8 protein-coding genes are annotated in these 6,094 nt (G+C 69.7%); 1 reads left to right on the top strand and 7 read right to left on the bottom strand.

From position 1 onward, the window contains the following. The 5 genes from Q0C81_RS14735 to Q0C81_RS14715 form a co-directional block, all read right to left on the bottom strand. Positions 1 to 463, bottom strand: a 463-nt coding sequence (locus tag Q0C81_RS14735; RefSeq protein ID WP_291839528.1) for a dihydropteroate synthase, incomplete at its 3' end; no start/stop codon positions are given. Next, positions 463 to 936: a hypothetical protein gene (locus Q0C81_RS14730; protein WP_291839524.1), complete on the bottom strand. Its 474-nt coding sequence runs from the start codon at positions 934 to 936 to the stop codon at positions 463 to 465. The genes Q0C81_RS14735 and Q0C81_RS14730, both read right to left, overlap by 1 nt. Further along, positions 936 to 2,015, bottom strand: coding sequence for a homocysteine S-methyltransferase family protein (locus tag Q0C81_RS14725; protein WP_291839521.1), 1,080 nt, complete (start codon positions 2,013 to 2,015; stop codon positions 936 to 938). Before Q0C81_RS14725 ends, Q0C81_RS14730 begins: the two co-directional genes overlap by 1 nt. A gap of 112 nt (positions 2,016 to 2,127) precedes the next feature. Further along, the gene (gene metF, locus Q0C81_RS14720) at positions 2,128 to 3,078 is read right to left on the bottom strand and encodes a methylenetetrahydrofolate reductase [NAD(P)H] (protein ID WP_291839518.1); all 951 of its coding nucleotides are present in this window, start codon (positions 3,076 to 3,078) and stop codon (positions 2,128 to 2,130) included. Continuing rightward, positions 3,075 to 4,037 (bottom strand): metalloregulator ArsR/SmtB family transcription factor, encoded by a 963-nt coding sequence (locus Q0C81_RS14715; RefSeq protein WP_291839534.1) that lies wholly within the window; start codon positions 4,035 to 4,037, stop codon positions 3,075 to 3,077. Before Q0C81_RS14715 ends, metF begins: the two co-directional genes overlap by 4 nt. A gap of 169 nt (positions 4,038 to 4,206) precedes the next feature. On the opposite strand from Q0C81_RS14715, the gene Q0C81_RS14710 reads away from it, so the two are divergent. Then, positions 4,207 to 4,752, top strand: a complete 546-nt coding sequence (locus Q0C81_RS14710) for a hypothetical protein (protein ID WP_291839515.1) — start codon at positions 4,207 to 4,209, stop codon at positions 4,750 to 4,752. Here the strand turns inward: Q0C81_RS14710 and Q0C81_RS14705 are convergent, their stop codons facing one another. Both Q0C81_RS14705 and Q0C81_RS14700 read right to left on the bottom strand, forming a co-directional pair. Beyond that, a complete protein-coding gene (locus Q0C81_RS14705) occupies positions 4,753 to 5,511 on the bottom strand; it encodes a DUF6065 family protein (protein ID WP_291839531.1) in 759 nt (252 codons plus the stop codon). Positions 5,512 to 5,637: 126 nt separating this feature from the next. Beyond that, the coding region (locus Q0C81_RS14700) for a hypothetical protein (protein ID WP_291839512.1) at positions 5,638 to 6,094 on the bottom strand (457 nt) is incomplete at its 5' end.

The following is a 6,094-nucleotide window of genomic DNA, read 5'->3' as shown; positions in this document are numbered from 1 at the left end:
GATAGGCGCGGGTGCAGATCTCGATCTTGCGCGCGGCGGTGTCGGCCTGACCCACCTCGTCAAAGGCCATGACCACGACGGCGGCGCCGTAGCGCAGGCATTTGACCGCCTGCTCGCGGAACTCGGCCTCGCCGGCCTTCATGCTGATCGAGTTGACGATCGGCTTGCCCTGGACGCACTTCAGCCCCGCCTCGATCACCTCCCATTTGGAGCTGTCGATCATCACCGGCACGCGGGCGATGTCGGGCTCGGCGGCGATCAGGTTGAGGAAGGTCCGCATGGCCACGGCGCCGTCCAGAAGGCCCTCGTCCATGTTGATATCGATGATAGCCGCGCCGGCCTCGACCTGCTGACGCGCGACGTCCAACGCCGCGCCATAGTCGCCCTCGACCACCAGCTTGCGGAATTTGGCCGAGCCCGTGACGTTGGTTCGCTCGCCGACGTTGATGAAGACGGGACGCATCAAGCTTTACCGGGAACGAACGGGGGCAGGGTGTGGACGTCGACCCGCCGGATCTTGAGGCGCAGCCAGTGCCAGAGCGAGTACTGGCCGTCGCGTAGCCAGGTGCGCAGACCGCGCGAGTCCAGGCGATAGAGGTGGTAGATCACGCCGTTGCGCCGGTCGCGAGCCTCGCGCACCCGGCCATCGCGGACCGCGTCCAACGTCGCCAGAAGCTGGTTCAGGTCCGCCGTCTTGGGATCGATCTGGTCGGTCCAGACGTCGCCGAGCGAATACTCCAACTCGCCGCCATCGAGCGAGAGGGCAAGGACGCGATGCGCTGCAGTCGGGGCCTTGATCCGAAGATCGAAGGCGTCACCGTCGCGCTCGAATTCATGTGGCGCCGTCTCAGGCAGGCCGTGCGCGAAGGCCTCGACCGCGTCCACGAAGGCGCTTATCTCATGCGGGGCGTTGGCGGTGAGGCGCACGGCGGTCATCAGGCGATCAGCTCGAACGGTTCGAGGCCTGAAAGCCGCATGGCCACCGGGCGATCGGGAACGGTGCGGGGCGGCAGGCCCGCCACCTCCTGCGCGACGTGCTGGATATGCTCCGGCGTGGTGCCGCAGCAGCCGCCGACGATGTTGACCAGCCCGGACCGCGCCCATTCCTCGATGAAGTGGGCGGTCTCGTGCGGCTGCTCGTCGTACTGGCCCATGGCGTTGGGCAGGCCGGCGTTGGGGTAGGCGGCGACCAGGGTGTCGGCGACGCGGCTCAGTTCGGCGATGAAGGGCCGCATCAGTTCGCCGCCCAGGGCGCAGTTGAAGCCGATGGCGAAGGGCTTGGCATGGCGCACGCTGTTCCAGAAGCCCTCGGCCGTCTGGCCCGACAGGGTGCGGCCCGAACGGTCGGTGATGGTGCCCGAGATCCAGATGGGCAGGGGCTCCAGACCCTCGTCTTCCAGGTCCTTGATCGCCTTGATGCAGGCCTTGCAGTTCAGCGTGTCGGTGATGGTCTCGATCAGATAGAGGTCGACGCCGCCCTGATGCAGAGCCTCCACCTGGTGGCGATAGGCCTCATAGACTTGGTCGAAGGTCACCAGCCGCGCGCCGGGATCGTTCACGTCCGACGACATCGACAGCATCTTATTCAGCGGGCCGATGGCGCCGGCGACGAAGCGGGGCTTGTGCGGCTCCTTCTCGGTCCAGCGGTCGGCCGAGGCGCGGGCCAGCCTGGCCCCTTCCAGGTTGATGTCCCACACCGCCTCGGCGTCGAGGTGATAGTCCTCCTGGGCGATGACCGTGGCCGAGAAGGTGTTGGTCTCGCTGATGTCGGCGCCGGCGGCGTAATATTGGTCGTGCAGGTCGGTGATGACGTCCGGGCGGGTGATGCACAGGATGTCGTTATTGCCCTTCATCTGGCCCGGATGGCCGACGAAGCGCTCGCCCAGGAAGTCGGCCTCGTCCAGCCCGCGGCGCTGGATCATCACGCCCCAGCTGCCGTCCAGCACCAGGATGCGGTCCTTCGCGGCGGCGTGCAGGGCGGCGATGCGTTCGGCGCGGGTCAGGGGAGCGGTCATGCCCGGCGACTCCCGTAGGCGGCCAGCGGGCGGATCGCGCTCAGCGGCAGCAGACGGCCCAGGGTCTCGGTGATCCAGCGACAGCCGGTGCAGGACAGGGAAAACAGGTCGGTCACGCGTCGGCTCTCTGTTCGCGCACGCCCAGCACCCGGCAGATGGCGTAGACCAGATCGGCGCGGTTCAGGGTGTAGAAGTGGAAGTCCTGGAAGCCCTCTTCCTGCAGTCGGGCGCAGGTTTCGGCGGCGATGGAGGCCGCGATCAGCTTGCGGGTCTCGGGATCGCCGTCCAGCCCGTCGAAATGGGCCGCCAGCCAGTCGGGGATCGAGGTCCCGCAGGAGCCGCACATGCGCTGCAGGCCGGCGAAATTGGACACCGGCATGATGCCGGGGATCAGGGGAATGGTCACGCCCGCCGCGCGGACGCGGTCGCGGAAGCGCAGGAAGGCGTCCATGTCGAAGAAGAACTGGCTGACCGCGCGGGTGGCGCCGGCATCGACCTTGGCCTTCAGCACCTCGATGTCGTGCTCGATGGACGGGCTTTCCGGATGGCGTTCCGGATAGGCGCCGACGGTGATGTCGAAGCCGCCGATGCGGCTGATGGCGCGGGTCAGCTCGGTGGCGTTGGCGTAGCCGTCGGCGCGCGGCTGATAGATGCCGCCGATGCCGGATCCGCCGGGCGGATCGCCGCGCAGGGCCACGATGTGGCGCACGCCCGCGGCCTTGTAGCCCTCGATCACCGCATCGACCTCGTCGCGGCCGGCGTCGACGCAGGTGAGGTGGGCGGCGGGCCGCAGATCGGTCTCGGTCAGTATCCGCTCGACCGTGCGGTGCGTCCGCTCGCGGGTCGAGCCGCCGGCGCCGTAGGTGACCGAGACGAAGGCCGGGTTCAGCGGGGCCAGCCGCTGGATCGCCTTCCACAGGCTTTCCTCCGCCTGATCGCTCTTGGGCGGGAAGAATTCGAACGAGACGCGGGGGCGCGAGGCGTCCTGGCCGGCGCGGGCGACGGGGCCCAGCGGCGACAGCAGCAGGGCGCGGGCCTCGGCCAGGCTGACGGGGCTGGTCATGCCGCGTTCGCCTGGGCCAGGGCCGGGCGTTCGCCGGTCCAGATGGAGACGGTCAGGCCGTCGGTGTCGGGGGGCAGGGCGACCGGGGCGCTGGCGCGCAGGCCCGCGCCGGCCAGCCAGCGGTGCATCTCCTCATCCGCGAAGCCCAGCCGTCGGTGCTGGTGCTCTTCGCGCAGATGCTCCAGCCGGTGGGGGGCGAAGTCGACGATGAGCAGGCGGCCGCCCGGCGCGACTAGCCGCGCCGCCTCGGCCACGGCGGCGGCGGGATCGGCGAGGTAGTGCAGGACTTGATGCACTAGCACCAGATCGGCGCTGTGCTCGGGCAGCCGGGTGGCGAAGATGTCGCCGTGGCGCAGCTCGACCTTGTCCAGCCCGGCCTTGGCGACGTTGGCGCGGGCGATGTTGAGCATGTTGTGGCTGAGGTCGAGGCCGACCGACATGCGGGCGTTCTTGCCCAGCAGGGTCAGCATGCGCCCCGAGCCGGTGCCCAGGTCCACGACCCGGTCGAACGGGCCCTCGCCGGCGGCTTGCAGGATGGCCGCCTCGACGGCGCTTTCGCAGACGTAGAGTGAGCGGATCCGATCCCACTGGGGGGCGACGCGTTCGAAATAGGCGCTGGCGGCGGCTTCGCGGTCGCGGCGAACTTCTTCCAGCCGGCTGTCGTCGTCGGCCCCTGCGGTCTCGTCCAGCAGGTCCAGCACGGTGTCGATCAGGCGGCGCGCCAGCGGATCGGAGGACAGGCGGTAGAAGACCCGCGCGCCGTCGGGGAAGCGCTCGATCAGGCCGGCGTCGGCCATCAGCTTCAGGTGCCGGGACACGCGCGGCTGGCTCTGCTCCAGGATGCGCGACAGTTCCATCACCGACAGCTCTTCCCCGGCCAGCAGGGACAGGACGCGCAGCCGGGTCGGTTCGCCCGCGGCGCGCAGGGTTTCAACGGTCTGATCGGCGCTCAACGACATGTCCTTATATAAGGACATCCTTATATGATTTGGCAAGCGGAAAGCTGGGCGCCGAGCATCGGCCAGTTCCGGGCGCCGGTGTTTCAAGCGTGCAACAAAAATGCGCTGGCCAGACGCACGGGACAGGCACACTCTGGCGCGGTCGATCACCCGTGTACGGAAGCTTTCGATGCGTCTTCGTCAGATTCTGCCGGCGGTTTCCGCCGTTCTTCTCCTGTCGGCCTCTGCAGCCTTCGCCCAGAACCCGCCGCCGCCTGCCGAAGAGCCGCAGGCCGCGCCGCCGCGGGCAGGACCCCAGGGCAGTCCCGGCGGCGGCATGGGACGCGGCGGCGGCATGGGCGCCCTGCCGCATTCCCGCGCCGAGATGGAGCCGTGGGCCGACCGGGTGTTCGGGCGCCTGGACGCCAACGCCGACGGCGCCGTCACCGGCAATGAGCTGACGATCCTGAGCCAGGAGCCGGTCGCCTCGATGGGCGGCGGCCGCCTGCGCGCCCTGGTGTCGCAATCCGACGCCAACCGCGACGCCCGCGTCACCCGCGAGGAGTTCGGGGCCGGGGCGCTGCGCGCTTTCGACCGGATGGATGCGAACGGCGACGGTCAGTTGTCCGAGGAGGAACGCCCGCAGGCGCCCGCGCCGCAGCGCCCGCTCAACATCCCGATGCCGGCGCCGGCCAATCCGATGCCCATGCCGATGCCCGACGCGTCGGGCGGCTGATCAGCCCGGCTCGCCGGTCCCGGGGTCGGGCAAGGCGCCCAGACGGCGCTTGTTGACGTGCCCGTCAGGGCGGGCCTCGGCCGCATCCGGGAACTCGCCGCGGAAATAGTAGCGCTGCCACGCCTGCTTCATGGCCGCCGGGTCGCCGTCGGCCATGCGGTTGTTGAAGTCGGCGCGGACTTCCTTCCACATCTCGTACTGGCGCGACAGGTCGCCGTCGGTCGACAGGGGTGCGCCCACCGGCTCGAAGGCCTCCACCAGGTGATGCTGGATCGGCTGGATGAAGCAGAAGGGCTCGTCCTTCTCGAACCGCACCCGGCCGGGCGCGGTGAAGCGCCAGTTCATCGTGAAGGGGTAGGGGAGCCAGTCAGTCTCGACCAGGCCCTCCAGCGGCGCCAGGCCGTGCTTGAACCGGTTTGGACTGCCGGACGCCCGCAGCGCCCAGCCCGGCGGCGTGCGGAACAGCCAGCCCGTATGGAAGGTGATGACCCCGTGGGTGAAGTGGGACACCACCAGGTGATCCAGCGGCGATCCCTCGACCAGCGGGCGAAACCGGATCGAGTCCGCGTCCAGCCCGCCGTTCCACTCCGCCTCGAAACCGAACGGGCACAGCAGCTCCCAGCCTGTCGTGTTGGCCATGGTCAGCGGCAGGCAGCGATAGGGATGGCGGGCGGCGAAGCTGTCCATCCAGTCGCGCTCCGGCCGTCCCGGCACGAGCTGGGGCGGGTTCGGCTTGGTCGGGAAACACTCCAGACGCAGGGGCGCGGCGGGCGCCGCGGGTTCAATCAGAGGCTGGCTCAAGCCGGGTCTCACATCAGATGGCGAAGAGGCCATCTGATCGCAGAATCCAGCGGCCCGCCAGCCCCGTGAACGCCCCGCGCGTCGTCAGAAGAGCCAATCGCGGGCGAAGGGCGTGTCCGTCGGGTTGTCGATGGCGATCCAGTGCCCGTCCGGCTCGTGCAGCGCCGGCGCATGATCCTCCAGCAGGACGTCCAGAAGCCAGGCCCCCGAGCGCCCGTCGTCCGGCTGGACCAGGGGGAAGGCGCCGTCCGCCTTGTCGAAGGGGGCGTGCGGCAGGACCTCGGGGCCGTCCACGAGGATGAAGTCGTCGTCGCCGGGCAGGACCTGCGGTCTGGCGTCCATCGCCTTGGCGGTATCCGCCACCGGCGCGACGGGCTGGGTCAGAGCGCCCTGGTCCTTGTCGCCGAAGTCGGCGGGGGCTGCGGGCGGGGTCAGGTCGCGGGTGGAGCGGTCTCCGAACTCGAGGACCTCGATGCTGGTGGCCAGGATCGATCCGTCGCGGCCGGCGGTGTTGTCGATGATCCGCCAGCCGGCGCCCTCG

This window comes from Brevundimonas sp. (genome assembly GCF_023259385.1).
In the GTDB taxonomy this organism is placed as follows: Bacteria; Pseudomonadota; Alphaproteobacteria; order Caulobacterales; family Caulobacteraceae; genus Brevundimonas.
Note: the sequence above shows the minus strand (reverse complement) of the source record. Positions and strands in the feature narration are given on the sequence as shown.

Bases quoted from the DNA above. Each gene is read 5' to 3' on its own strand.
- Q0C81_RS14730 (WP_291839524.1), bottom strand. From the start codon at position 936: ATGACCGCCGTGCGCCTCACCGCCAACGCCCCGCATGAGATAAGCGCC.
- Q0C81_RS14725 (WP_291839521.1), bottom strand. From the start codon at position 2,015: ATGACCGCTCCCCTGACCCGCGCCGAACGCATCGCCGCCCTGCACGCC.
- metF (WP_291839518.1), bottom strand. From the start codon at position 3,078: ATGACCAGCCCCGTCAGCCTGGCCGAGGCCCGCGCCCTGCTGCTGTCG.
- Q0C81_RS14715 (WP_291839534.1), bottom strand. From the start codon at position 4,037: ATGTCGTTGAGCGCCGATCAGACCGTTGAAACCCTGCGCGCCGCGGGC.
- Q0C81_RS14710 (WP_291839515.1), top strand. From the start codon at position 4,207: ATGCGTCTTCGTCAGATTCTGCCGGCGGTTTCCGCCGTTCTTCTCCTG.